The organism is Streptococcus jiangjianxini, assembly GCF_040225085.1.
GTDB classification, from domain to species: Bacteria; Bacillota; Bacilli; order Lactobacillales; family Streptococcaceae; genus Streptococcus; species Streptococcus jiangjianxini.
Genome location: NZ_JBEHGL010000004.1, coordinates 39,566 through 64,405 on the forward strand (window position 1 = coordinate 39,566; position 24,840 = coordinate 64,405).

The 24,840-nt window shown below is 39.3% G+C and carries 21 protein-coding genes; 2 read left to right on the top strand and 19 right to left on the bottom strand.

The features are described 5' to 3' along the window. Positions 1-62: 62 nt before the first annotated feature. The 14 genes from ABP870_RS03175 to ABP870_RS03240 all read right to left on the bottom strand — a co-directional run bounded on the left by ABP870_RS03175 (position 63) and on the right by ABP870_RS03240 (position 17,851). The gene (locus ABP870_RS03175; RefSeq protein WP_350014143.1) at positions 63-1,814 is read right to left on the bottom strand and encodes a polysaccharide biosynthesis protein; all 1,752 of its coding nucleotides are present in this window, start codon (positions 1,812-1,814) and stop codon (positions 63-65) included. Positions 1,815-1,983: 169 nt separating this feature from the next. Further along, the gene (locus ABP870_RS03180) at positions 1,984-2,736 is read right to left on the bottom strand and encodes a tyrosine-protein kinase (RefSeq protein ID WP_350014046.1); all 753 of its coding nucleotides are present in this window, start codon (positions 2,734-2,736) and stop codon (positions 1,984-1,986) included. A gap of 14 nt (positions 2,737-2,750) precedes the next feature. Beyond that, positions 2,751-3,434: a Wzz/FepE/Etk N-terminal domain-containing protein gene (locus tag ABP870_RS03185; protein WP_350014047.1), complete on the bottom strand. Its 684-nt coding sequence runs from the start codon at positions 3,432-3,434 to the stop codon at positions 2,751-2,753. Between the two features lie 15 nt (positions 3,435-3,449). After that, positions 3,450-4,172 carry a CpsB/CapC family capsule biosynthesis tyrosine phosphatase gene (locus ABP870_RS03190; RefSeq protein ID WP_350014048.1) on the bottom strand — a complete coding sequence of 241 codons (723 nt, stop codon included), beginning with the start codon at positions 4,170-4,172 and terminating at the stop codon, positions 3,450-3,452. Beyond that, positions 4,165-5,625 (bottom strand): LCP family glycopolymer transferase CpsA, encoded by a 1,461-nt coding sequence (cpsA, locus tag ABP870_RS03195; RefSeq protein WP_350014049.1) that lies wholly within the window; start codon positions 5,623-5,625, stop codon positions 4,165-4,167. The genes ABP870_RS03190 and cpsA overlap by 8 nt, the downstream gene beginning before the upstream one ends. Positions 5,626-5,767: 142 nt before the next feature. Beyond that, positions 5,768-7,555 (bottom strand): excinuclease ABC subunit UvrC, encoded by a 1,788-nt coding sequence (gene uvrC, locus ABP870_RS03200; protein ID WP_350014050.1) that lies wholly within the window; start codon positions 7,553-7,555, stop codon positions 5,768-5,770. A gap of 476 nt (positions 7,556-8,031) precedes the next feature. Further along, entirely contained in the window at positions 8,032-8,724 is a 693-nt protein-coding gene (locus tag ABP870_RS03205) for a YjjG family noncanonical pyrimidine nucleotidase (RefSeq protein ID WP_350014051.1), read from the bottom strand. A gap of 101 nt (positions 8,725-8,825) precedes the next feature. Beyond that, positions 8,826-9,662: an aldo/keto reductase gene (locus ABP870_RS03210; protein WP_350014052.1), complete on the bottom strand. Its 837-nt coding sequence runs from the start codon at positions 9,660-9,662 to the stop codon at positions 8,826-8,828. 112 nt (positions 9,663-9,774) lie between these two features. Continuing rightward, positions 9,775-10,146 carry a MerR family transcriptional regulator gene (locus ABP870_RS03215; RefSeq protein ID WP_350014053.1) on the bottom strand — a complete coding sequence of 124 codons (372 nt, stop codon included), beginning with the start codon at positions 10,144-10,146 and terminating at the stop codon, positions 9,775-9,777. Positions 10,147-10,566: 420 nt separating this feature from the next. After that, positions 10,567-11,067 carry a YkgJ family cysteine cluster protein gene (locus ABP870_RS03220; protein WP_350014054.1) on the bottom strand — a complete coding sequence of 167 codons (501 nt, stop codon included), beginning with the start codon at positions 11,065-11,067 and terminating at the stop codon, positions 10,567-10,569. Between the two features lie 688 nt (positions 11,068-11,755). Then, positions 11,756-13,303, bottom strand: a complete 1,548-nt coding sequence (locus ABP870_RS03225) for a BCCT family transporter (RefSeq protein WP_350014055.1) — start codon at positions 13,301-13,303, stop codon at positions 11,756-11,758. Between the two features lie 223 nt (positions 13,304-13,526). Next, positions 13,527-14,561 carry a zinc-dependent alcohol dehydrogenase family protein gene (locus tag ABP870_RS03230; protein ID WP_350014056.1) on the bottom strand — a complete coding sequence of 345 codons (1,035 nt, stop codon included), beginning with the start codon at positions 14,559-14,561 and terminating at the stop codon, positions 13,527-13,529. Between the two features lie 235 nt (positions 14,562-14,796). Then, a complete protein-coding gene (locus ABP870_RS03235) occupies positions 14,797-15,792 on the bottom strand; it encodes a polyprenyl synthetase family protein (RefSeq protein WP_350014057.1) in 996 nt (331 codons plus the stop codon). Between the two features lie 139 nt (positions 15,793-15,931). Then, on the bottom strand, positions 15,932-17,851 hold the full coding sequence (locus ABP870_RS03240; RefSeq protein WP_350014058.1) for an FAD-dependent oxidoreductase: 1,920 nt from the start codon (positions 17,849-17,851) through the stop codon (positions 15,932-15,934). A gap of 126 nt (positions 17,852-17,977) precedes the next feature. Between ABP870_RS03240 and ABP870_RS03245 the strand changes: the two genes are divergently transcribed. Further along, a complete protein-coding gene (locus tag ABP870_RS03245) occupies positions 17,978-18,514 on the top strand; it encodes a Gx transporter family protein (protein ID WP_350014059.1) in 537 nt (178 codons plus the stop codon). Between the two features lie 417 nt (positions 18,515-18,931). Here ABP870_RS03245 and ABP870_RS03250 read toward each other — a convergent pair whose 3' ends face one another. The 4 genes from ABP870_RS03250 to ABP870_RS03265 all read right to left on the bottom strand — a co-directional run bounded on the left by ABP870_RS03250 (position 18,932) and on the right by ABP870_RS03265 (position 21,910). After that, entirely contained in the window at positions 18,932-19,060 is a 129-nt protein-coding gene (locus ABP870_RS03250; RefSeq protein ID WP_350014060.1) for a hypothetical protein, read from the bottom strand. Between the two features lie 118 nt (positions 19,061-19,178). Further along, entirely contained in the window at positions 19,179-20,756 is a 1,578-nt protein-coding gene (ffh, locus tag ABP870_RS03255) for a signal recognition particle protein (protein ID WP_350014061.1), read from the bottom strand. Positions 20,757-20,813: 57 nt separating this feature from the next. Next, positions 20,814-21,146: a putative DNA-binding protein gene (locus tag ABP870_RS03260; protein WP_350014062.1), complete on the bottom strand. Its 333-nt coding sequence runs from the start codon at positions 21,144-21,146 to the stop codon at positions 20,814-20,816. Positions 21,147-21,211: 65 nt separating this feature from the next. Beyond that, on the bottom strand, positions 21,212-21,910 hold the full coding sequence (locus ABP870_RS03265; RefSeq protein WP_350014063.1) for a GntR family transcriptional regulator: 699 nt from the start codon (positions 21,908-21,910) through the stop codon (positions 21,212-21,214). A 219-nt stretch (positions 21,911-22,129) separates the two neighbouring features. Between ABP870_RS03265 and guaA the strand changes: the two genes are divergently transcribed. Continuing rightward, positions 22,130-23,692, top strand: coding sequence for a glutamine-hydrolyzing GMP synthase (gene guaA / locus ABP870_RS03270; protein ID WP_350014064.1), 1,563 nt, complete (start codon positions 22,130-22,132; stop codon positions 23,690-23,692). Positions 23,693-24,153: 461 nt separating this feature from the next. On the opposite strand, the gene serB is transcribed toward guaA, so the two are convergent. After that, positions 24,154-24,798: a phosphoserine phosphatase SerB gene (gene serB, locus ABP870_RS03275; RefSeq protein WP_350014065.1), complete on the bottom strand. Its 645-nt coding sequence runs from the start codon at positions 24,796-24,798 to the stop codon at positions 24,154-24,156. Positions 24,799-24,840 lie beyond the last annotated feature (42 nt).

Consider the following 24,840-nt stretch of genomic DNA (forward strand, 5'->3'; position numbering starts at 1 on the left):
ATCAAATAAACAGTATTAGATTATGTAAAAGGGGTAAATAAAACATTTACCACTTTTAAATGTTAGTCTTGCCTTGCATAAGTAATTAACTTTTCTTTTAGAGAAACATTATCCAACTTATCAAGGTCATAAATAAAGTTTAGAACTTCTTCTCGCTCTTTTGTCTCAACTTTCCCAACAAATATCTTTTCATATATCTGCTCACTGACACGTTCGTTAGTAGATAATAGCTCTTCGTATAGTTTTTCCCCTGGTCGAATACCAGTTTCAATGATACCGATATCCTTTTCACTATAACCGCTAAGTTTAATCATTTTTTTAGCTAACTCAAGGATTTGAACTGGTTCTCCCATATCAAGGACAAAAATTTCACCACCTTGTGCTAAGTGACCCGCCTGAATGACCAATCGACTAGCTTCTGGGATTGTCATAAAATACCGTGTCATTCGAAAATCCGTAACCGTTATAGGACCACCTTTAGCAATCTGTTCTTTAAATAGTGGCACAACAGACCCACGACTCCCCAAAACATTACCAAAGCGAACACCGGCAAATTGAGTTTTCCCAGGTTCATTTAAGCTGGTCACAATCATTTCTGCAACACGTTTTGTTGCTCCCATCACATTTGGAGGGTTGACAGCTTTATCTGTTGAAACCATGATGAATTTGCCTACGTTAGCATGTTTAGCGGCTTCTGCCACATTTTTTGTGCCAAAAATATTATTTTTAACAGCTTCCTTAGGATTGTATTCCATCAGTGGCACATGTTTATGAGCCGCCGCATGGTAAACAATGTCTGGCCCATAATTTTCCATGATATTAAAAATTAGCTCTCTATCTTGAATATCAGCAATCAAGGGAACAATCTCAATTTCACCCTGATAAATTCCAGACAACTCACGATTAATCAAATAAATGGAGTTTTCGCCATGTCCCAAGAGCAGTAACCTTCTTGGTCCAAACTTTGCCACTTGTCGACAAATCTCAGAGCCGATAGATCCACCTGCTCCCGTCACTAAAACGGTTCGATTAGCAAAATACTGATTGAGACTCGATTGATCCAGAACAACCTCTTTTCGACCTAACAAGTCGGCGATGTCAATTTCTTTCAGAGAACTCGCTGATATGTGACCGAGAATAGTATCTTCTATCAATGGAACTTCTGTTAACTTAACATCTAGCCCTCTTGTTAAGTCAAGAATTGTTTCCCGCTCTGGCCCAGTCAATGATGGAATGGCTAAGACAACTTGCTTTACTTCATATTCTTTAACAACTTTTACTAAATCATCGCGATTCCCTAAAACCCAGACACCATTGATGATGGTACCTTGTTTATAAGGGTCATCATCAATAACTCCCACAATTTCAATATCAGTCTGGCTATTATTGATCATCTCAATAAAGATACGTCCAGCCTTTCCCCCACCATATACAAGTGTTTTGACATACTTGACAGATGAAGTGTTTTTTTGCAGCCGTTCATCATTCAAGGTTCGCCATAATATCCTTGGTACAAACACGAAAGCAGTTGAAAAAACAAATGACAAAAAAGGAAAGCGATAAATCAAAAGAGATAAAGGTGCCAATTGTTCAATCACAAATAAGGCTAGGTGAGAACAAAATAGGGCCAAGGAAATATTAAGAAGAGCACGATAGTCGGTGTAGCGCGTTAGTATGGAGAACAAGCGCAGTTGAAAACTCACGATGAGATAAATAATGCTAATGATTAAAAATACAATGATATGAGTTTTACTAAACATCAAATGTGAATCCTGAAGAATCCACAGTGTGAATAAAGTACTCAGAAAGATCATAGACAAGTCGGTTAAAATCAAAATCAAACGCTTGATATTTCTTCTTAAACGACTCAACTTAAAACCTACTGTTTTAAAAATAGTTATCAACTCCTCAACTAATTATCGCTATATAGCCAGTAGCCAGCATCACAATGCTATTTATTCACTCATCAATCTTATCGACAAGCTATCTCGATGCTCTTGAACGCGTCTTGCGTTTGTTTTTTTTAGCTTTTTTGGCTTCTTTTTTAGTTTCTACTCTTTTCCCATAATTCCCATAATTTCCATAAACGCCGTATTTTTCTTTAGTCAAATCGACTTTATTGAGAATTACGCCCAAGAAAGGTGTCCCACTTTGTGTCATTTGCTCAACAGCTTTTTGGACAAAACGTCGCTTGATAGCGCCTGCCTCAACAACCAAAAGACTAGCATCGCATTGCTTAGCAATGATAGCCGAATCAATAACTAGCCCAATTGGTGGTGAGTCGATAATGATGTAATCAAAAATACTTCTTGCTTTTTGTAACAACTGATCAAACTGAGCATTTTGTAACAAAGATGTTGGATTAGGAGATTTTTGTCCAGATGGGATAACGACAAGGTTGTCGATGTTGGTGCTACAAAAAATTTCAGTAATACCGACATTACCTGTTAAATAACTTGTCAATCCTTCATATCTTTCAAGTGCTAAAAAAGATCCTGTAATCACAGAGTTTCTAAGATCCGCATCGATAAGTAAAGTCTTAAAACCTGCAGTAGCAAAAGAGTTTGCCAAACTAACAGAGGTTGTTGATTTTCCTTCGTTAGGTTGTACAGAGGTGATAACAATCGTTTTCAAATCATTCCCAGAAAATTGGATATTAGTACGAATTGAGTTGAAGTATTCTTCCGTCTTCGCCAACCCTTGTTCACGTTTACTATGTAGTTCTAGTCTAGGCATAGCTGGTCTTCTCCTTATAAATGTTTAGAGTCTGGAACAATGCCCAGTAATGTTAATTTCAGTTGATCTTCGATGTCTTCTGGTCTCTTAACGCGGTCATCCAAGATTTCAACGATCATAACACCAACAATCGTGATCGCAAAACCGACAGCAAAACCTAACAATATATTTCGTTTCGTGTTTGGCGTTGCTGGTGATTTTGAGGGTTTCGCTGCTTCAAGTGTTGTCACATCTTGTACATTAGTGACTGTTTTGATTTTCTCTGCTGAAACTTCTCGAAGTGTATTTGCAATATCACTAGCTTCATTGGCGTTTTCATCCATCACGCTAACGGAAATAATACGGGTATCAGCTGGGATACTCACTGACATTTTAGCCGATAGCTGTCCAGGTGATAAAGTCAGACCTTTCTTCTCAATCACTTCAGCAAGAACGTCTTCAGAAGTAATGATTTCTTTATAATCATTAACCAAGTAGCCACCGGCTTGAATATCTTGAACGGTTGGATTGTCGGCACCAGATGATTGACTAACCACGTACAGTCTTGTCGTTGATTTGTACTCTGGCGTGATTATAAAGATACTAATCAATAAACCAATAACGGCGCCTATTAGGGATATGAGTAAAATGAGAAACTTTCGATTCCAGATTTTTTTTAATAGCTGTAACATATCAATTTCTATAGTTGGTGTTTGCATGTTTTCTCCTAGTTTTTATTGGGCAATAATCATTTTTGGGGTATGGTTAAACAAGTCATCCGCAATAGCAGACCCTTTTTGTTTCAAAACCACCTGATAGGCTTGTGCCATATAAGGGGGCCGCTTAGTTAGATTGTGCATGTCGCTGGCAACACAGTCAATCAAATCGTGCTCCAAAAAGAATCGTCCGCGTTTTTTGTACTGCTTCTCCTTATCACCAAATAGTTTTGGTTTCAAAAGGTGAAGACTATTAACTTGTGTATAGCACCCCATATCTCTGAGTTCTTGAACTCTTTTTTGATGAAATTCTAGAGCATTGTAACGCTCGATGTGGGCAACAACAGGGATTAAACCAAGCATTAAAACTCGTGTCACAGCTCTGTGGATCTCTTTCCAAGGGGTTGAGCCGCTAAATTCAAGTAAGATATAACGACCATTATTGTATGTGGGAACTTGTTTAGACTCAAGTTTTTGTATCAAACTGGTCGTATAATAAAGTTCGCCACCATAAAAGAGCTCTAGTCCTGAAAATTGTGCTTCAGCTGCTTCTTTGACAAGATCATAATGATGGTAAATGACCTCTTCGGCTGTCTCAAACATGCCTTTTCTACGATGAGACGTTGCGACGATAGTTCTAACACCTTGTCGGTAACTTTCTCCAATTAACGCGATGCTTTCCTCTAACGTGCTAGGACCATCATCAACATCAAAAATAATATGAGAATGAAGATCAATCATGCGACTCTCCCATTATCTTTTGGATTTCTGCCTTGGCTTTCTCTACTGAAGCATTATCAAGTGAGTACATATAGAGGTTAGCATTTGGCATAGCATATGAGGTTAACTCTCCTGTTGAGCCTGTTCCTGTAACTTCCTGAGAAGTCACAGAGAAGCGTCCGCCGCTAGCAATCTGATCATTAGCAAAACGCATCATCGTTTCGGTTGGCATATTTGTCTGGATAGAGTCACTTAAACCATTAACAATACCTGAAAAGTTTGATATCGTCTTGAAACTAGAGAGTTTATTAACAATGGCAGTAATAACCTTTTGTTGATTTTTACCACGATCGTTGTCTCCACCTTCTAGTTGATAACGTTCTCTCGCAAATACTAAGGCTTTTCTAGAATCTAGAGAAACTTTTCCTACTGGGAAATCATAACCATTGCTAGAGAATGCTTGGTCATTGATCACTTCAATGCCGCCTAATAAATCAATCAGATTCATAAAGGACGTGAAGTTAATCCGTGCATAGTAATCAATATTAATACCATACAGATTTTCGAGCGTTTTTTCTGACGTTTCAACACCATAAATTCCAGCGTGTGTTAATTTATCAAACTGATTAGCACCACCATCAGGAATCTTAACGTAGGAATCCCGTGGCGTTGTTGTTAGAAGAATCTTCTTAGTCTTCTTGTTAATCGTCATAATCATATTAACATCAGATCTAGACACCGTAGTGATCGGACCATAAGTATCGATACCACTGATGTAGATATTCATTACATCAGACTGATGCTGCTTGAGCTGATTTTTAGATTTTTTCCGAATGGTATAAGTGTAAAGAGTTTTTATTTTATCCTTAACAGATTGATCCAACTGCTCTAACAATGGCATATAAGCACTGTTCATCACCATCGCTTTACTGTGATCTGCTTGGATCGTCTCGTAGGCTGTTTGGTAAGATTCTGTTTCAGTCAGAGACAACTCTTTTTGGTCACTTTCCTGAAGGTGATCCCTTAGTTGAGCAATATTGGATCTATCTAGTGCGACCGGTGCCTCAACTGCTGTCACATCCGATATGGAATTGAGCGCACTATCTTTATGAGCGATAACTGACATTTCCACTTCCGAATAAAAGGCTGATTCATTCATTCTCTTTGTAGCATCAACCGTTGATTTGGCAAAGAAAAGAACACCGCCAATTAAGAGAGTTGATAAAATAAGGACAACAGCTATTAATTTATTAAGTTTGTTGCTAATGAGACATATCAGTGCTATTAAAAAAATCAGAATCCAGACGGCAAATATAATCCAGTTTAGCCCATTAACCGCTAAAATATGATTTTTATATAAGATGACTGCTGTTAAACCTGCTAATAATGTATACAAGCCCAATAAACAGGTGTTAATCAACTGCCATGATTTTGACCGATAACGACCGTTCATTGAGCGTTTATGCTTCGCCATAATTTTCCACTCCCGTTTTAATACCAAAGAACATTGTACCTTATTTTAACATTTTTAACAATATCTCTAAGTTTGTAAGATGACTTTATTAACCATTGCTATTTTATTAAAAATTCTGCACTTCTAACATTTGTAGATCTAATCACTGCTCATCTTGGTGTCCTAGCCGTTTTTTTAGGTCTTCAGCTACTTTTTCAGGAATGCCCAAGACTTTCATTTCTGCAATGTCGGCTCCTTGTATTTTGCTCAGTGACTTGTAATGTTTTAAGAGGGTTTGCTTGCGCTTAGGACCTAGGCCTTTGATACCATCTAGCTTGGAACTAAAGGAATTCTTGCTTCGTACTTGGCGGTGAAAGGTTATGGCAAAACGGTGGACTTCATCTTGGATACGATGGAGCAGGAAAAATTCTTCTGAATTTCTCGGTAAATCAATGACTTCTAAAGGATCACCAAACAAGAGTTCCTGCGTTTGGTGTTTATCATTTTTCTGTAACCCAGCAACAGGAATAGGCATATTGAGTTCATTTTTGAGAACATCTTTGGCAATATTAACTTGCCCCTGTCCTCCATCGATGATGATGAGATCTGGCGGTGTCAGCTGCTCTTTCTTGACACGTCCATAGCGGCGACGAATAACTTCGTGCATACTAGCATAGTCATCAGGTCCCTCAACCGTCTTAATCTTATATTTTCGATACTCTTTCTTATTTGGCTTGCCATTTTCAAAGACAACCATAGCTGACACGGGGCTTGTTCCCATTATGTTAGAGTTATCAAAAGCCTCTATACGAACAGGCGTATCAATTCCCATAAGTTGACCTAGATTTTCAATAGCGCCCTGGGTCTTTTTAATATCTTTTTCCAAAAGATTGAATTTTTGTTCCAAGCTGACGCGAGCATTTTTGATAGCTAGATTAACCAGCTGCTTCTTCTCTCCACGCTGCGGCTTAATAACCTTACTTGGCACAATTGCCTTAACCAATGATTCATCGATGTCTGATGGGATAAAAACTTCCTTGGGTAAGATATGTTTAGACTCTTGGTAAAATTGTCCCATGTAGGTCAGAAAGTCCTCTTCTGGCTCATTGTAATATGGGAAGAGATTGACGTCTCGTTGAATCAGTTTCCCTTGGCGAACAAAGAAGACCTGCACACACATCCATCCTTTTTCGGTATAGTAACCAAAAATATCGCGGTCTTGCATATCCTGACTCATAACTCTCTGCTTGGTTCTCAGGGTTTGGATAGCTGTTAGTAAGTCTCGGTATTCAGCTGCCTTTTCAAATTCCATGCGTTCAGCAAAAGTTTTCATTTTGCTTTGCATTTCCTTAACCATCTTGTCATCATGACCATTGAGGAAATTTTTGACATCTGTAATCAAACCATCCCAGTAAGATTTGTTCGTATGGCAGACGGTATGAGCATTGCATTGCCCAATGTGGTAATAAAAACAAACCTTGTTAGCAGGATTTTTACACTTCTTGAAAGGAAACATACGATCTAGAAGACGCTTGATGTCATTAGCCGCATAGACATCAGGATAGGGGCCAAAATAAAGACCGCCGTCCTTTTTGTTGACTTGACGCGTGATAATCAAGCGAGGGTAAGTTTCATTCGTTATCTTTATAAAAGGATAGGACTTATCATCTTTAAGCCTGATATTGTACTTAGGCATATTTTCTTGAATGAGGTTTATTTCAAGTAGCAATGCCTCGATATTCGACTCAGTGACGATAAACTCAAAATCGGCGATTTCAGAAACCAGCATCTCTGTCTTAGTGTCATGACTACCACGGAAATAACTACGGACTCGATTTCTAAGATTCTTAGCCTTTCCGACATAAATGATTTTGCCCGTTTTATCTTTGTGGAGGTAGCAACCTGGACTATTTGGCAACAACTCCAACTTGTTTTTGATCAGTTGATTCATACTATCATTATACCAAAAAGATGGTTTCTTAATTGATGAAAAGTCTCAAATATACCATGGAAATGATATTGGCCTTTTGATGTATACCAGCATGAAAAAAGTTGGAAGGTTAGGATAACCGTTAAATGTTACGTTATCAGATGTCATTCCTTCAAGTTTCAAAGAAATATAACAATGACATCCTACGATTCTTTGTATGAATCACAATCATCCATAAATGAGATTTGTCGCTGCCTGTTCCAACTCATAAAATAAAGGAATAAACGATTGTGCCAATTGCTTTCACTGTCAAATACAAACTATCAATTATGACACTAGAAACGTTTAAAAATCGATATACTGGGTGCGTCCTCTTTATTCAGCAAACACAATTGTAGCTGTTATTTTCAACTCTTAATGTCATAAAAATAACATCCAAAGGTTGGCTTTTTGTCTAGCTTTTGGAGTGCCATTCATTTTGAATTCTGTCTTTTTGTTTAGGGTAATAAAACCTTGCGGATATCATCATAGTCACTGACAATATAGTTTGGTTCTAATCCACTATTATTAACGTGATGTTTTGGGTTATACCACATCGTGTCAAGCCCTGCATTGTGTCCCCCTTGGATATCAGCCGTTAAGCTATCACCAATCATGAGAGCTTTAGCTTTGGCAAAACCTTCGATATTAGCTCCAATCCAATCATAGTAAGCAATATCTGGCTTAGCTGTTCCAGCTTGCTCTGAGATAAAAACATGCTTAAAGAGAGTGCCGATGCTAGAACGTAACAAACGACCCTCTTGGATAGCTGTGATGCCATTGGTTGCCCCATAAATCTCATAGCCATTCGCAATCAAATCCTCCAAGAGTTCATGGGCGCCAAGGTAGGTTTGCCCCTGCTGACTAATGTGCTTTTCGTAAAGCATGGCCATGGCTTCTCCATCAACTTGATGACCAAAATGCTCGAACAATAAGACGAAACGCATTTTTACTAAATCCGGTTTAGTGATTTTTTTAGCTTCCAAATCACGCCATAGCTGCTGATTCATAGGTTTGTAATAAGCTTTGTAAGCATCAACATCCTCAACCCCAACTTCAAGAAGCATCTCTGTCAAAGCTGCGTCTTCAGCAGCTTCAAAGTCTAATAGGGTATGGTCAAGGTCGAACAGTAGAAATTTGTAATGAGTCATAGTACCTCCTTTTAGGCTATTATAGCATATTACCGCTTCTTAAAAATGATTGGGAGGACTATAAAAACCAAGATGATAATCACCTTGGTTTGTTACTGTCATTAGAAATCAGTTGTATCTGGATCTTTCTGTGCTTTCACTCCTTCGATAGTATCTAAGGTTGCCATATCTTCTGCTGATAGCTCAAAATCAAAAATCTCAAGGTTTGATTCGATATTTTTTGGTGTTACCGATTTTGGAAGCGGCAAGAAACCTTTTTGCAAGCTCCAACGTAGGGCAACTTGTGCTACCGATTTTCCATTTGCTTCAGCAACTTCTTTTGCGATATCGTTAGAGAAAATTGTTCCAGTCCCAAGTGGGCTATAAGCTTCTAACAGAATGTCATTGTCTTTACAGAATGCAACCAATTCATCTTGTGGGCATCCTGGTGCTAGAAGAACTTGGTTAACATGCGGTTTGATTTCAGCTGTTTCAAGAAGAGCTTCAATATGGTGTTGCATAAAGTTAGAAACACCGATAGCCCGTACTTTACCTGCTTTATAAGCTTCTTCCATTGCTTTCCAAGCGCCAGCGTTTCCTTCTTTCCAGTGGTCACGGATTGGTTTTGGATTTGGCCAATGAATCAAGAGAAGGTCAACGTATGAAACACCTAGTTTTTCAAGTGATTCGTCAATGGAAGCTTTGGCTAACTCATAGTCGTGCTTGTCATTCCATACCTTGGTGGTTAAGAAAATGTCTTCGCGAGCAAGCTCACTGTCAGCAATGGCCTTACCAACACTCACTTCATTACCATAAACTTGAGCGGTATCAACGTGATTGTAACCAACTTTAAGAGCATGTGTGACACTATTGTATGCTTCCTCTCCATCGGGAATTTGCCATGTTCCAAATCCAATTTTAGGAATTTGAACGCCGTTAGAAAGTGTGTAATTTTCCATAAAATCCTCCTTGATGACTTGTTTGTCATCGATTTTTTACTAACTATTATTTAAAAAGGTGCTCGCTATGACAAGTCTTTTCTATTTACTTGAGTTTATCGTAAGCATATGTTCACCCAGCATCTGACAAACTTTGTTTTTCCAGTTCAGCCAAGCGGCGATGAATTTCTATTTTTGCCATCAGATAGCGATGGGTTTCTTGAAGTTCTGCAATTTGCTTTTCCAACTCAAGTTGGGTTTTCTCCAATAGCTCAATTGACAAGGCATGATTGTGACACTCTCCTAAAATACGTCGGATATCTTCTATGGACATCCCAACCCTACGATAATGCGCAATAGCCTTCAGGCGGCCAATACTAGAATCGTCAAATTGGCGAATGCCTCTGAAATTTCTCGCAATCTCCACCATGCCTTCTTTTTCATAAAACCGAATGGCATGTGCAGAAATGCCTATCATTTCTGATATAGCTTTGATTGTAGGCATTGAACATCCCTACACCTTTATTATATCAAGTTAGACTAACTCTAAGTCAAGAAAAAACCTAGTTTTATTTCAAAAAAATCTATCTTTATGTAATGACATTTTGGTTGACTCTCCAACTGATCTAAGTTATATAAGGTCTATCTGAATCATTAGAGCTCGTCATGAAAAGAATGACATTATCAATGTTACCCATCTAAACTATGTGACCTTTACTGCCTTAGTAAAAGGTTATGATCCAGTTTTTAAGACAAAAGAAAGCATTCCAAATAAGTGTTATCAGCTATAAGCTGATTCTCTTCATCCTAACTTGATTGTTAAGTCTTAGCAGGTTGTGGTAGGTTTAATGACTGGAAAAAACTAGTAATAGTCGGTGTTCTAGCCTAGTCTTGAATCGAGATAAACAAGATTTTCCATCATTTTTTAGTAGTCTAATCGTTGCCGTAATTTTTCGACAAAAAGGTAAGCAGCTGGACAAATCAGTGTATTTTTTAAGGTCAGGTGATTAATTTGGTAGATGCGTTTGCGATCTGTATGGGGAAAAGCTGCACAAGCCTTAGGTCTAGCATCGTAGACATCACAGAGATTGTCAGGTCCCAGAAATGGGCAAGGCATGGCTTTAAAAACCTTATCGCCATCTTCATCCACGCGAAGATAAGTCTTTTCAAACCTTGATAATGTCATGCGAAAGAGTTTTGACATGCGGATAATATCTGCTTCCGTCAAATCCGGCCCTAAGTCTTTGCAACAGTTAGCACACTTGGTGCAATCAATCTCGCGGAAGACTTGCTCATGAAGTTCTTTGGTGATTTTATCCAGCTGTTTAGGTGGTTTTTTCTTGAGTTTTGCAAGAAATTTACGATGAACGTCCTGTTTTTGAAGGGCTAGTTGGTGATAACGGTTAATATCTACTTGATCTGCCATAATCTTACTTTCTTGGTATTGATAATCTTTATTATACCACAAGTTTTGAGACAATTTTTAGTTTCTGAAGTATAAGGTTAAGCTAGACACAAAAAAGGGTTTACGTTTGGCACAGCTAAAGCTCCGCATTTGGCTGAGAGACGTCAGCTAAGCAATCTCACTAATAGAAGCATCTGTCAGCTAAAGTCCTGTGTCTTTCTGATTGAGATGATGCCTTTTACCTAAAATATCTTCTTGGTAAATGATGTCGTCATCAATGACTTTAAATAAGTCTTTCAGTGGTTGGCAAAGATACCACAGATGGCTTAGATGGACCTTTTTCCAGACAGTCAATAGTTTCCCAGTTATTATAAGAATAGAATATCTCAAGAAAAGCATCGGCATTAAATCAGGCTTTCTCTGAACTTCTTTACAAAAATGTAATGGTTATGCCATACCAGTAGTTATTGAATCCTAGTCTTACTGGTTTTATGTCACTCCCTTCTTGATATTACTAATAGAAAACCTGATGCTTTAGCACCTTCTCTGAATCACCTAAGAGTATTTAACCTAATCTGGTCATTAGACGTTCTTAAACATGTTGAGATTAAGTCATTTGGGATTTTAAACACAAAAAGAGAGCAGACAAAAAATCTCCTCTCCTTTCTGGCTGTAATTCAGCCACTGATAGTAACGAAAAGTTACTTGTTTAATCTTCATATGAACGGAATGGTTCATTTTTCTTAGGTTGACGATCTGGTGTGATCTCAAGTCCCATTTCGTTTTTCTCATGATATAATTCTTTCAAAAGAGCAAAAAGAACCAGGATAAGAACTACTGAGAAAGGTAGGGCTGCAATAATCAAAGTATTTTGAAGAGCATTTAAACCACCTGAAAGCAAGAGTGCAATAGCAATCCCTGCCAAAGCAACGCCCCAAATTAATTTTTTGCGATTAGTTGGATTCAAGTGACCATCTTCTGTCAGCATCGCTAAAACATAAGTAGCTGAATCGGCTGAGGTGATAAAGAAGGTTGAAACTAAAATAATGGCAACAATTGATAAAACACTCCCCACTGGATATTGCCCAAATGTCGCAAAGAGAATCTCTTCTGTTGCATAACCTGTTAAATCTGTTCCCGCCGTTTGGACATTATTTGCAAGTGTACCAAAAGATGAAAACCACAGGAAACTCAAAATAGTTGGTACTAAAAGAACTACGGTTAAAAATTCTCGGATAGTACGCCCTTTGGAAATACGAGCAATGAAGACCCCAACAAATGGCGACCAAGAAATCCACCAAGCCCAATAAAAGACGGTCCAGTTGTTAATCCAGGTCCGTTTAGCATTATCAAAAGCTGCCGCCCGGAAACTCATGCGGAAAAAATTTTGAAGGTAGAGACCAATCGTCTCGGTAAAGGTATCAAAAATAGTGACCGTCGGCCCCAAGATAATCGCTAAGGCTAAAAGACCTATGGCTAAAATCAAATTGATATTTGATAAAATCTTAACCCCTTTGCCCAGACCAGATAAAGCCGACATGATAAAAAGTCCAGTTGTGATAACAATAATGATAATCTGTACAAACTGGTTATTAGGAAGACCAAAGACATATGACAGACCACCATTGATTTGAGCTGCACCAAAACCAAGCGTTGTCGCAACTCCGATAACCGTCGCTAAAACTGTAATAGTATCGACAATCGTACCTAAGGGTCCATTTACTTTATCGCCAAAGAATGGCTTCAAAGTAACAGACAAGAGGTATTTTTCTTTTTTACGAAATCCAAAGTAAGCAAGTGCTAATGCGACCAGAGCATAGACTGCCCAAGCATGGACACCCCAGTGGAAAAAGGTAAAACGAAATGAATCCGCCAGAGCTTCTTGTGATTGCAGTGGTGCATTAGGTGTTGAGATGGCAAAATGACTCAAGGGTTCTGCTGCTCCGTAGAAGACCAACCCAATTCCCATACCTGCAGAAAACATCATAGCAATCCAAGATGCGGTGTCATGTTCTGGTTTAGAATTTGGATTTCCCAGACGAATCTGTCCAAGTGGACTAACAATAAAGAAAATACAAAACATTAAAATGGTCGTTACTAATAGCAAGTAAAGCCAACCAAAGTTAGTGGTAATAACATTTCTCAAATGCTGTGTTGCCGTTTGAAAGGGCTTTGGGATCACAATTCCTAACAAGACTAACAAGACCGTCACGGCTGCTGACCACATAAAGACCTTAGTCGATATTTTTTTATTCATAAATTCCTCCAGGGTATAATTTACAACTTTTGACCGATATCGTCAACGGATATAGCCTGGTCACCCTATCAGAAAGTTATCAAACAGTCAGTTTAAAAGGGCTTAATGTCACTTGACTTATTGGGTCAATCTTTTTTGATAAAATTACCCTTTTTGTCATATTGGCATTACTAACTAAAAAAGCTGAGCGCTTGAGGCTGCTCAACTTTTCAATATTATCCCATTAAAAAACAATCAAAGACTTAATCGCTTCTCGCTTATCCATCGCTTCATAAGCAGCCTGTATATCATCCAATGCAAACTCTTTTGTAAAAACTTTTCCAGGATTGATTTGACCTGATAAAACAGCTTCTAGTAGAATCTCTTTGTCAAATGTTGTGACAGAAGCAATCCCCCCACGAAGTCCAATATTTTTAAAGAAGAGTTGGTTAGTGTTCATAGTCTCTTTTTGTGGAATACCCACACGACCAATAATCGCTCCTGGACGCGCAATGTTAATGGCTGTATCCAGTGATTGCTCTGTACCGACACATTCTAAAACAGCATCGACTCCAGCTCCATCAGTCAGTTCCATGACCCGATCGACAGCTGCGTCGCCACGTTCTGCAACGATATCCGTTGCACCGAATTCTTTAGCTAAGGATTGACGATCAGGGTACTTACTCATGGCAATAATACGGTCAGCACCCAAAAGTTTGGCACCAATAACACCGCAGAGACCCACAGCTCCATCCCCCATAACAACCACCGTATCCCCTGACTTAACCTCAGCTGTCTTAGCCGCGTGAAAACCTGTCGCCATAACATCAGACAAGGTTAAAAGTGATTTTAGTTGATCATCAGAATAATCTTGTGGTTGACCAGGGATTTTGACCAAGGCCCAATCAGCGTTCCGATAACGCATGTACTCTGCTTGGTAGCCAATAACTGGACCTGATTTATAATGTTGGCAATTTCCGTCAAAACCTGCCTTACAAGCAGCACAATGACCACAACCATGTGTAAAAGGCACAACAACAAAGTCGCCAGGTCTAATATGAGTCACGTCACTTCCAACTGCTTCAACAACACCGATAGCTTCATGACCGGCAAACGTTCCAGATTCTTTTTGAGAAATCCCGCGATACCACCATAAATCTGATCCACAGACACAGGCACGGACCACTCGAATGACGGCATCAGTTGGCTCTTCGATTTTTGATTTTTCAGTTTCTGTCACCGTCATCTCATACGGCTTTATAAAAGTAGCTACTTTCATGGGTTACCTCTTTCTTTTTGGACCTCTAATTTTCAAAATTCAAAAAGCGACCTTGTTGACTTGATTTGACAAACCACAGTTCTATCTTCATCGGTGTCGCCTAGTCTACTTTTGATTTTCATTGAGTATTATTATACTCTTTTTTCTGTAATTTTAATAATAGAAGCTATCATTGCTCACTAGCTAAATAGTAAAAAGAACTAGCCATTACTAGTTCCTTTTTGTAAAACTCTTATTAAAATTGTCTATTCATCACCTCAAATAGGAAGCTTACTAGCTCTTCTGCTTCATCAGGAGGCAAGAGTTCTTGGCTTTGTTCTTTCATTTTCCGTAGGTAAGCTTTTATTAATTGTTCTGTTTTTTCGAAAGCTTTTGCTTGATTCAAGCGGTTGTAAAAAGCTCTTAACTCTTCTTCTGACCACTCTTTTTTCTCTTCTAATTGGAAATGGTCAATGAGTTGACGATCAGTTTCTCTGGCAAATAAGAAAGGTGCTGTATAGATTCCATTTTGAATATCCTGCATTCGAGGTTTGCCTGAGTTTTTCTCATCAATTTGATAATCAATCAGATCATCACTGATTTGAAAAGCCATACCAATGGATTGTCCTAGACGATAAGCTAAGCGAGATTCTCGCCTTGTGGTCCCTTTTTCCCAAGCCCCCATTTGACAAGCTAGTGCAAAGAGTGTAGCCGTCTTTCCTTTGATTTGCTTCAGATACGCTTTCATAGTCACCTGACAATCAAATTGGTTCATTAATTGCGCCAGCTCACCTACCAATATTCGCTCAACCACCTTATGTTTTCCCAGCTCTTGTTCTTCTTTACCGACATCTAAAAGCTCAGAGGCTTTTCGTAAAAATTGATTGGCATAAGTCAACAAATAGTCTCCGGCATAGATGGCAATGCGGTTGGAAAAGGATTTATTCATCACTTGCAAACCGCGACGACTATCCGCCTCATCAATGACATCATCATGGATTAAAGTCGCTAAATGTAAGGTTTCCAAATAAGCTGCAAGATAAAGTTTTCCTTCTGGAATATGCCCTGTCTTGGATTTAGAAAGCAAAAGACACAAGCCTGATCGCAGATACTTTCCAGGAGCTTCCATATAAGCAATAATCTTTTCTTTAACCTCTGGATGTATCACTGATAATTCAGAGATCATAATTGATCTAACAGATTCTAAGTCTTCTTGAATCTCTGGGAAGTCATCCCAAATGTGATGTACCACGTAAAACTCCTTATTAACAAATGACTCGTTTTTTCGACTAATTAAAAAGAAAGGCTATCTCAGGTTAGTCAATATAACCACCGTAAGATAACCTTACTCTTATTATAGCACGGATTTTTTAGAAATCCTATCATCTTTGTTAACGTCTGTAGAGATGGCTAGGCTTTCCATAAATCCACTGATCAAGTCGACGACCTAGCCATGGTATTATCCAGTAGTCAAGACCAAAGGAACGTCCCGCCCCCGCCATCAGAGCAAGAGCAACTGGGATGAACCAAATGTTTACCCAGAAGAACATCCCTGAAAGGCTAAACATAAGTACGAAGGCTGCTGTTACAGCTGATACCAACCATACAAAGGCACCGACAATAAGGGCAAGACCAATTGCAATCTCAACACAGGTCATCATTTTCTGCATGAAGAGAGCAACTTCTTGGTTTGGCAACATGAATTTCATAATTGAGGCAAACCAATCTGGCATTTCTTTCAAGACTTGCATTGGCTCCTCACCATAGGCGTAGCTCAAACTAAAGATTTGATGACTAGCTTCTGTAGTTGCTTGTGCGGCACCTTCTGCTACTTGAGACGCCGCTGATACGGCTTCTGAGGAAGCAGCTGTCTCTGAAGCCCCTGAAGTGGCTTCAGCTACCTCTTGCAACCACGGAAACGGGAAAACTACCTTATCATCAAACCATGACTGGGTTCCAAATAGTCCAAAGGCTTTCTTAACCCCTTCGAGCAACCAAACAGAACCATAAAAGATACGCAATGGCACCAACCACATGCGATTTCCCTTGCTTGATGTATGGCTACCAAACATGTTCCGTCCATCTGCGACGTCAAAGAATTCATGACGCATGTAAGCACCAATATTGTAAAAACTCCGGATAGTAAAGAAGTATAGAAGATTAGTGAAGTGCTTCATGGCACTTGCAATAAAGCCAGACACATGGTATTTATCCATAACGTAGGCAACAGTGTATTTAGTTCCAATAGAAACAAGGAAACCGTCATATTTTCCTTTGAAGACTTCTTTTTCACCACCACTAATTGCCGCAATAATATTGTGTGCTGCCGTATGCCCTGTCTGCTCAGCGGCTTGCACTATCTGAGGAACTGGGCGACCTTCTTGAGAGCCGTCTTCATAGTACATGATATCACCAGCTAGGTAAACATTTTCTTTGCCTTGAGCTTCCATGTATTGGTTTGCAACGAGTCGACCTGCGCGCGCTTTTTCAATACCGAAGTCTGCTGCGTCAGTATTTGCTTTTGCTCCAGCAGTCCAGATTGACGTGTAGGTTGGAATAACACGTCCTGACGAAAGATTCAAGGCACCTTTTTCAACGCTTGTTACCCCATCTGCAAGAATCAACTCAACACCTTTTTTCTCAAGGTATTTACGGGCTTTCGTTTGTTCTTTCTCAGTCACCATGTTGAGGATAGTTGGCAATGCTTCAACAACTTTAAGTGAGAATTCTTTTGGATCAAGTTTGTAGCGTTTCGCTAAAATAGGCACCCAATCAATCAGTTCGCCAACCATCTCGATACCCGTAAAACCAGCACCAATAACTGTGAACGTTAATAGAGCACGACGTTTAGCTTCGTCATGTTCCCCCATCGCTTGTAAGCACGAATTAACGATGTGATCATGAAGTTTTTCGGCTGCTTCGATTGACCAAAGGGTAAAGGCATTTTCTTTCACACCAGGTGTTCCAAAGTCATTGGTTTCGCTGCCCATAGCCAAGAGCAAATAATCAAAAGTTAGCGTTTGATGTTCAGCAACTACTTTTTTATTGTCATAATCAATTGAGACAACCTTATCTGTTACCAAATTGACTTTGGGATATTTTTTAAAAATACGTTGCAAATCGTATTTGATGGCTTCTGGTTCCACACGGCCAGCGGCAACTTCGTGCAATTCAGTCATATAAGTTTGAAAGGAATTTTTATCGATTAAGGTAATCGACACATCCTTGTCTTTTTTGTATTTTTTAGCTAATTGGCGAGCAGCAGTCACTCCTGCATAACCGGCACCAACGACAACAATGTCTTTTGTCATAGCTAAATCCCCCTATTTATTTTTCATAATACGCTTACAATTATATCAGACTAATTAGTATTAAACAATATACTTTGGGATCCTTTTCACAAAAATAGCGGCTGAGTTTTATGGTAAAATAGACCTATGACAAACTCCAATCGCAAATTAATGTTCATCACCATGCTCGTTGCTCAAGCAGTGGTTATTTCCTTTTTCGAACGGTTCCTTCCAACACCTTTCGCTTTTGCACCAGGTGCCAAGCTAGGTTTAGGAAACCTCATTACCATCATTTCCCTATTTACTTTGCCTTTCAAGGATAGTGCTAAAGTTGTTACCTTCCGCCTATTGGTTTCAACTTTTCTGAGTGGGACCTTTTCCACCTTTTTATACGGTTTAGCAGGTACTGTACTAAGTTATTTGATGATGTTATGGATTAAGGCACTAGGTCCTAAGCGCGTCAGCGTCATTGGCATTTCAGTTATGGGGGGGATCATGCATAATATCGGACAATTACTTGTCTTTGCCCTGATTGGACAGTCTTGGTTGGTCTTAAATTATCTACCGGTTTTGTCATTCAGTGGCATTCTCTCTGGTTTTTTCGTTGGTCTCACAGGAAATTATTTATTAACCAAGCTTAAACCGCTCCGAGACTTTCACTCATCACTTCCTGATGGTTGGTAAATCTCTTAAGGATCAACTGACATAATACTAGTGAATTTGATTCATTTAGGGTGAAATACAATATCATACCGTGACAGGATGGTACGGATGTCCACTCAATGGAAACAGTATCCGACTTAAACAGTCATCTCAATAAACCCTGTCCTTTTTCTGATTGAATATTCTGTTCAGGTTAATAGTGAAGATCTAAGCTCTGCTGGTAACTCTACGCAAGGCTGGCAAAAACTGTCTCAGACCTGGATTTTTCGTTCGACTTACTCGCTTTGGTTCTGAAAATCCTAAAGTCGATGGTGCCACCTGCTTTAAAAGTAAAGCGCCTTATACTCAGTTAATTTCAAAAAATAACTTTTTTGATCTTTTGTTAAGTAGTGCGTGCGAACGCAACCTCCTTCGGAATTTCATTCCTAATTTTTGAGCCTAGGTCTCAAAAATTCCGTTATTAGTGCCAGCAACACTGTCACTAATAATACCACTACGTCGAATATAGCCTTTCAAGCTCACTTCGTTTGGTCTAAACTGCGGAATCTTATTTTCTATTCGATACATCGTGTTATTTTTTGATTTTTGATGAGTATTAAAAGGTTATGAAAAATAGTATTAAACTACTTTTTTGAAATATTGAAAAATCCAGAACTTTTAAGAACTGGATTTAATGTTTTTTTACTTATTTTTTACGTTTTTTCTTAGCTTTTTTGATTTTATTAGCTTGGCGTTTCATAGCTTGTTTCATCATGAATGAACCAGCTTTCCCTTTGATGCCACCGCCAAACATTTGGCTCATATCCATATTACCACCAAATGCTGACATGTCAGGCATGCCTCCTTGCCCCATCATTCCTTCTAGAGCAGACATATCCATACCACTCATATCTGGCATATTTGGCATATTCTTAGGCAGATTATTGGGGTTAATCCCCATTTGACGCATAGCCTTCTCCATATCGCCAGACATGACGCCTTGCATCATTTGTTTTGCTTGGTTAAAGTCTTTAATAAACTTATTGACTTCCACAAAACTGTTGCCCGAACCAGCGGCAATACGGCGACGGCGACTAGGATTTAGGAGGTCTGGATTTTCGCGCTCTTCTGGAGTCATCGATGACACAATGGCCCGCTTGCGAGCAACTTGTTTTTCATCAACTTTAAGATTAGCCAAGGCTGGATTTCCGGCCATGCCCGGAAGCATCTTCAAAAGATCTTCCATAGGTCCCATGTTTTGAACTTGGTCAAGCTGATCAATGAAATCGTTGAAATCAAAGGTGTTCTCACGCATCTTTTCAGCGAGTTCCATGGAACGCTGCTCATCATATTCTTGGCTAGCTTTCTCAATTAAGGTAAGCAAGTCACCCATTCCCAAGATACGACTTGACATACGATCTGGGTGGAAAGTTTCAATATCGGTAATTTTTTCACCCGTACCAGTAAATTTAATGGGTTTACCAGTAATTTCTCGGATAGAAAGTGCCGCACCGCCACGTGTATCCCCGTCAATCTTGGTTAAGATAACACCTGTAATATTTAATTGTTCGTTAAATTCACGCGCAACATTAGCCGCTTCCTGACCAATCATTGAGTCAACAACCAAAAGAATTTCATTTGGCTGTGCCAGAGCTTGAATATCTCGGAGTTCCTGCATCAAGGTTTCATCAATTTGCAAGCGACCTGCTGTATCAATAAGAACATAGTCATTGCGATTTTGACGTGCCTGCTCAAGTCCTTGCTTAACAATCTCTACAGCAGGTGTCTCAGTCCCCATATCGAAAACAGGTACATTGATTTGGCTACCAAGGGTTTTCAACTGGTCAATGGCGGCAGGACGGTAAATATCGGCGGCAATCATCAAAGGACGCGCGTTTTCTTCCTTGATTAATTTATTGGCTAACTTACCAGCAAAAGTTGTCTTACCAGCACCTTGAAGACCAGCCATCATGATAATAGTTGGAATCTTAGGTGATTTTTCAAGTTCAGACGTCTCAGAACCAAGAATCGCAGTTAATTCTTCGTTAACAATCTTGATGATTTGTTGAGTTGGATCAAGTGTATCAATGATTTCCTGACCAACTGCACGTTCACGAATTCGCTTGATAAAGGTTTTCACCACTGGTAAGGCTACGTCTGCTTCAAGTAGGGCTAGGCGAATTTCTTTAGTGACCTCTTGAACTTCTTTCTCAGAGAGTTTCTTTTTCCCACGAATATTTTTAAAGACGCTCTGCAAGCGTTCTGTTAAGCTTTCAAAAGCCATGTTAGTCTTCCTCTTTCTTACTTGTTATTCTAAATGATACGGCTAAAAGTGCCTAAATCACTCTCTATTATCTATACTACTCAGGATAGCAATTTTTTCTTGTAAATAGTCATCATCAGCATATTTTTTTGTGATCTCATCGAAAATTTCATTTCGAACAATATAATCGGAATACATATGAAGCTTCATTTCATAAGTTTCCAAAACTTTTTCAGTTCGTTTGATATTATCATAGACCGCTTGGCGACTAACACCGAACTCTTCTGCAATTTCTGCCAGACTGTAATCATCAGCATAATACAGCTCAATGTAGTTCATTTGTTTGTCCGTTAAAAGAGCTGCGTAGAATTCGAAGAGAGCATTCATGCGATTGGTTTTTTCAATTTCCATAACATTTATTTTACCACAAAATGAAGATCAATGACCAACTTCTAAGATGTATTACCCAATTTCTGCTAATTATTCTCTAAATAAAATTCAAATCGGTCACCAACATACTGGCTACGAACATACTCAAAAGGCTGTCCATCAATAAGATAAGAAACCTGAGTTAAGGCTAAGATAGCACTGTGAGGTGCTATTTCCAAATAGGAAGCCACTTCATCATCTGCCGTCTTAGCTGAAATGGTCTGTTGACTTTTAGCAATCTCATAACCATTTTCTGTCATGGTTTGAAAGAAATGTTCTGTGATAGCAGTCTTATCAAAATCCCTCACTAATTTTTCAGGAACACTAGTCACTTCAAATAAGACCGGAATATGATCCGCATAACGGATCCTTTCCATCCGAATGATATAAGAGTGTGGTTTAACATTTAAATGCCTTACCTCTTGCTCATTGGGATGACTTCGCTTATAAGAAATCAATTTAGTAGAAGGGACTTTACCTTGAGACTTGATGATTTCAGTAAAACTAGTTGTGCCCCGCATTTTCTCTTGCACACGACTGCTGGCCACAAAGGTCCCGCTTCCCACACGTCTCTCTAAGATGCCTTCTTCAACCAAAAGCGTCACAGCCTGTCTCAATGTCATCCGACTCACTTCAAAATGATCAGAAAGGTCACGTTCGCTTGGAAGTCGTTGACCAATTTTCCATTTTCCTTCATCAATTCCCTTTTTGATACTATCATGAATTCTTATGTAAGCCGGTATCATGGCACAACTCCCCTATCGTTTTTCAATATTTCTTTTCTTTAAATTATTCATTTGTTAATTAAAACATCTATACCAATAGTTTATCATAATTTTTAAAAAATAAGATAGCTTTAAAGAATGGTTTCTTATGTTTTTTGAAGAAAGCTAATGCGAATCTTAGGCAATTGTGCTAGAATAAATTAACTAAAGTCCAAGTGACGTAAAAAAAGGAAGGTAATCATGACTGACGTTTCACTTTTGAATGATGTTCAAAAAATCATTGTCCTTGACTATGGTAGCCAGTACAACCAGTTGATTGCACGTCGTATCCGTGAATTTGGGGTCTTTTCAGAGCTAATGAGTCACAAAATCACTGCTGCTGAAATTCGTGAGATTAACCCAATTGGTATTGTGCTATCTGGTGGTCCTAATTCCGTTTATGCTGATAATGCTTTTGGTATTGATGAAGAAATCTTTGAATTAGGCATCCCAATTCTTGGTATCTGTTACGGTATGCAACTGATCACTCACAAATTGGGCGGTAAAGTCGTTCCTGCTGGTGATGCTGGTCATCGTGAATACGGCCAATCCTACCTTCGTTTAAAATCACCTTCTGACCTTTTTGCGAACACACCTGAACAGCAGCTTGTGTTAATGAGCCATGGTGATGCCGTTACAGAAATTCCGCAAGGTTTCCACCTAGTTGGTGACTCTGTTGATTGCCCTTACGCTGCCATGGAAAACACCGATAAGAAAATCTACGGTATCCAGTTCCACCCTGAAGTTCGTCATTCTGAATACGGAAACGACATGCTCCGCAACTTTGCGATGAACATCTGTGGTGCTAAAGGTGACTGGTCAATGGATAACTTCATCGATATGGAAGTTGAGAAAATCCGTGAAACCGTTGGTGATCGTAACGTTTTGTTGGGACTTTCAGGTGGGGTTGACTCCTCAGTTGTCGGTGTACTTCTCCAACGCGCTATCGGTGATCAGCTAACCTGTATCTTTGTTGATCATGGCCTTCTTCGTAAAAACGAAGGCGACCAAGTTATGGAAATGCTTGGAGGCAAATTTGGTCTTAACATCATCAGAGTTGATGCTTCGAAACGATTTCTGAACCTTCTTGAGGGGGTTGAAGATCCAGAGAAAAAACGCAAAATCATCGGCAATGAATTTGTCTATGTCTTTGATGATGAAGCAAGCAAACTTAAAGGTGTTGATTTCTTAGCTCAGGGAACGCTCTACACTGATATTATTGAATCAGGTACCGAAACAGCTCAAACGATTAAATCACACCATAACGTTGGTGGACTTCCAGATGATATGCAATTCCAATTGATTGAACCTCTTAACACACTCTTCAAAGACGAAGTTCGTGCGCTTGGTACTGCTCTTGGAATGCCTGATGACATCGTTTGGCGTCAACCATTCCCTGGACCAGGACTGGCTATCCGCGTGATGGGGGCTATTACCGAAGAAAAATTGGAAACTGTCCGTGAGTCAGACGCCATTCTCCGTGAAGAAATTGCCAAAGCTGGTTTAGATCGTGATGTATGGCAATATTTCACAGTTAATACTGGCGTCCGTTCTGTTGGTGTAATGGGAGATGGTCGTACTTACGACTACACCATTGCTATTCGGGCTATTACTTCTATTGATGGAATGACAGCCGACTTTGCACAACTCCCATGGGACGTTCTCAAGAAAGTTTCAACACGTATTGTCAATGAAGTAGACCACGTTAACCGCATCGTCTACGACATCACAAGTAAACCACCAGCAACCGTTGAATGGGAATAGAATTAATAAGCAAAAAAAGCCTATGAAACTAGTGTTTCTAAGGCTTTTTAATTTGTCATTAGCACCACTTTAGCACCAAAAATAAAAAACTATCTAAGTGCACTGAACCTCTGAAAAAGTCAGAGCGATAGGAATTATAGCGAACACTAAGGCTAGTCCATCATCAACTTGACTAAGATGAGTATCGAATCGGTGCTTTTTAGTGTGGTGATGATGTAAGCAATCATTCGACTAAAGAACGGTTTAGGTTTAAGAATCAACCCATTTCAAGCAATTTTCTTCAATCTTTTTTAGTTAATAATGTAAAAGTTAATGCCTTGAGACTACTCTGTCCGAGAAGGTTTATCTACGTTCTGAATCCCCATTTAACTGGTGATTCTGGCGTATCGCCTCTAACGAAGCAAGATACAGCTTAGAGACACATCATAAAAAACGCACCTTCATTGGCACGTCTTTTACTCCTATTCTTTTTCATTTAAAATCCCAATCACCTCATACAAATCTGGTTTGTCTATGCAGTAAGGGGCTTCTTCTCTGACGATTGGTTTGGCGCAGAAGGCAACTCCGATACCAGCATTTTTGATCATTGGGAGATCATTAGCCCCATCACCCATAGCAACGGTTTGAGAGAGAGCAAGGTGATTGACTGCAGCCCATTCTTTCAGTTTAGCAACCTTGGTTTCTTTGGTTACAAGCTCACCATCTGTCTTTCCAGTCAAATAGCCATCAACAACTTCTAGACGATTCGCTTTGACATAGTCAATTCCCAGTTCAGTGGCTAGTCGATCAACGGTTTCATGAAAGCCGCCTGATACTACCCCCACCTTATAGCCACGCGCATGCAATTCGTCAACTAATTCCTTAGCCCCTTGATTATAGTGAATCTTACCATAAACCCTATCAAAAATGGACTCAGGCAAGCCTTTCAGTAAAGCGACACGTTCTGTTAATGCTTCTTTAAAATCCAGTTGGCCACGCATGGCACGTTCGGTAATATCAGCAACCTTGTCACCGACACCTGCTTCCTCACCCAATAAATCAATGACTTCTTCTTGAACTAGAGTTGAATCAACATCCATGACTAAAAGTCCCTTAACCTCTTTCATGACATACCTCCATTTGTTTCACTTATTGTACCGAAACCCTCA

Bases quoted from the DNA above. Each gene is read 5' to 3' on its own strand.
- ABP870_RS03175 (WP_350014143.1), bottom strand. From the start codon at position 1,814: ATGATCTTTCTGAGTACTTTATTCACACTGTGGATTCTTCAGGATTCA.
- ABP870_RS03180 (WP_350014046.1), bottom strand. From the start codon at position 2,736: ATGCCTAGACTAGAACTACATAGTAAACGTGAACAAGGGTTGGCGAAG.
- ABP870_RS03185 (WP_350014047.1), bottom strand. From the start codon at position 3,434: ATGCAAACACCAACTATAGAAATTGATATGTTACAGCTATTAAAAAAA.
- ABP870_RS03190 (WP_350014048.1), bottom strand. From the start codon at position 4,172: ATGATTGATCTTCATTCTCATATTATTTTTGATGTTGATGATGGTCCT.
- cpsA (WP_350014049.1), bottom strand. From the start codon at position 5,625: ATGGCGAAGCATAAACGCTCAATGAACGGTCGTTATCGGTCAAAATCA.
- uvrC (WP_350014050.1), bottom strand. From the start codon at position 7,555: ATGAATCAACTGATCAAAAACAAGTTGGAGTTGTTGCCAAATAGTCCA.
- ABP870_RS03205 (WP_350014051.1), bottom strand. From the start codon at position 8,724: ATGACTCATTACAAATTTCTACTGTTCGACCTTGACCATACCCTATTA.
- ABP870_RS03210 (WP_350014052.1), bottom strand. From the start codon at position 9,662: ATGGAAAATTACACACTTTCTAACGGCGTTCAAATTCCTAAAATTGGA.
- ABP870_RS03215 (WP_350014053.1), bottom strand. From the start codon at position 10,146: ATGCCTACAATCAAAGCTATATCAGAAATGATAGGCATTTCTGCACAT.
- ABP870_RS03220 (WP_350014054.1), bottom strand. From the start codon at position 11,067: ATGGCAGATCAAGTAGATATTAACCGTTATCACCAACTAGCCCTTCAA.
- ABP870_RS03225 (WP_350014055.1), bottom strand. From the start codon at position 13,303: ATGAATAAAAAAATATCGACTAAGGTCTTTATGTGGTCAGCAGCCGTG.
- ABP870_RS03230 (WP_350014056.1), bottom strand. From the start codon at position 14,561: ATGAAAGTAGCTACTTTTATAAAGCCGTATGAGATGACGGTGACAGAA.
- ABP870_RS03240 (WP_350014058.1), bottom strand. From the start codon at position 17,851: ATGACAAAAGACATTGTTGTCGTTGGTGCCGGTTATGCAGGAGTGACT.
- ABP870_RS03245 (WP_350014059.1), top strand. From the start codon at position 17,978: ATGACAAACTCCAATCGCAAATTAATGTTCATCACCATGCTCGTTGCT.
- ABP870_RS03250 (WP_350014060.1), bottom strand. From the start codon at position 19,060: ATGTATCGAATAGAAAATAAGATTCCGCAGTTTAGACCAAACGAAGTG.
- ffh (WP_350014061.1), bottom strand. From the start codon at position 20,756: ATGGCTTTTGAAAGCTTAACAGAACGCTTGCAGAGCGTCTTTAAAAAT.
- ABP870_RS03260 (WP_350014062.1), bottom strand. From the start codon at position 21,146: ATGGAAATTGAAAAAACCAATCGCATGAATGCTCTCTTCGAATTCTAC.
- ABP870_RS03265 (WP_350014063.1), bottom strand. From the start codon at position 21,910: ATGATACCGGCTTACATAAGAATTCATGATAGTATCAAAAAGGGAATT.
- guaA (WP_350014064.1), top strand. From the start codon at position 22,130: ATGACTGACGTTTCACTTTTGAATGATGTTCAAAAAATCATTGTCCTT.
- serB (WP_350014065.1), bottom strand. From the start codon at position 24,798: ATGAAAGAGGTTAAGGGACTTTTAGTCATGGATGTTGATTCAACTCTA.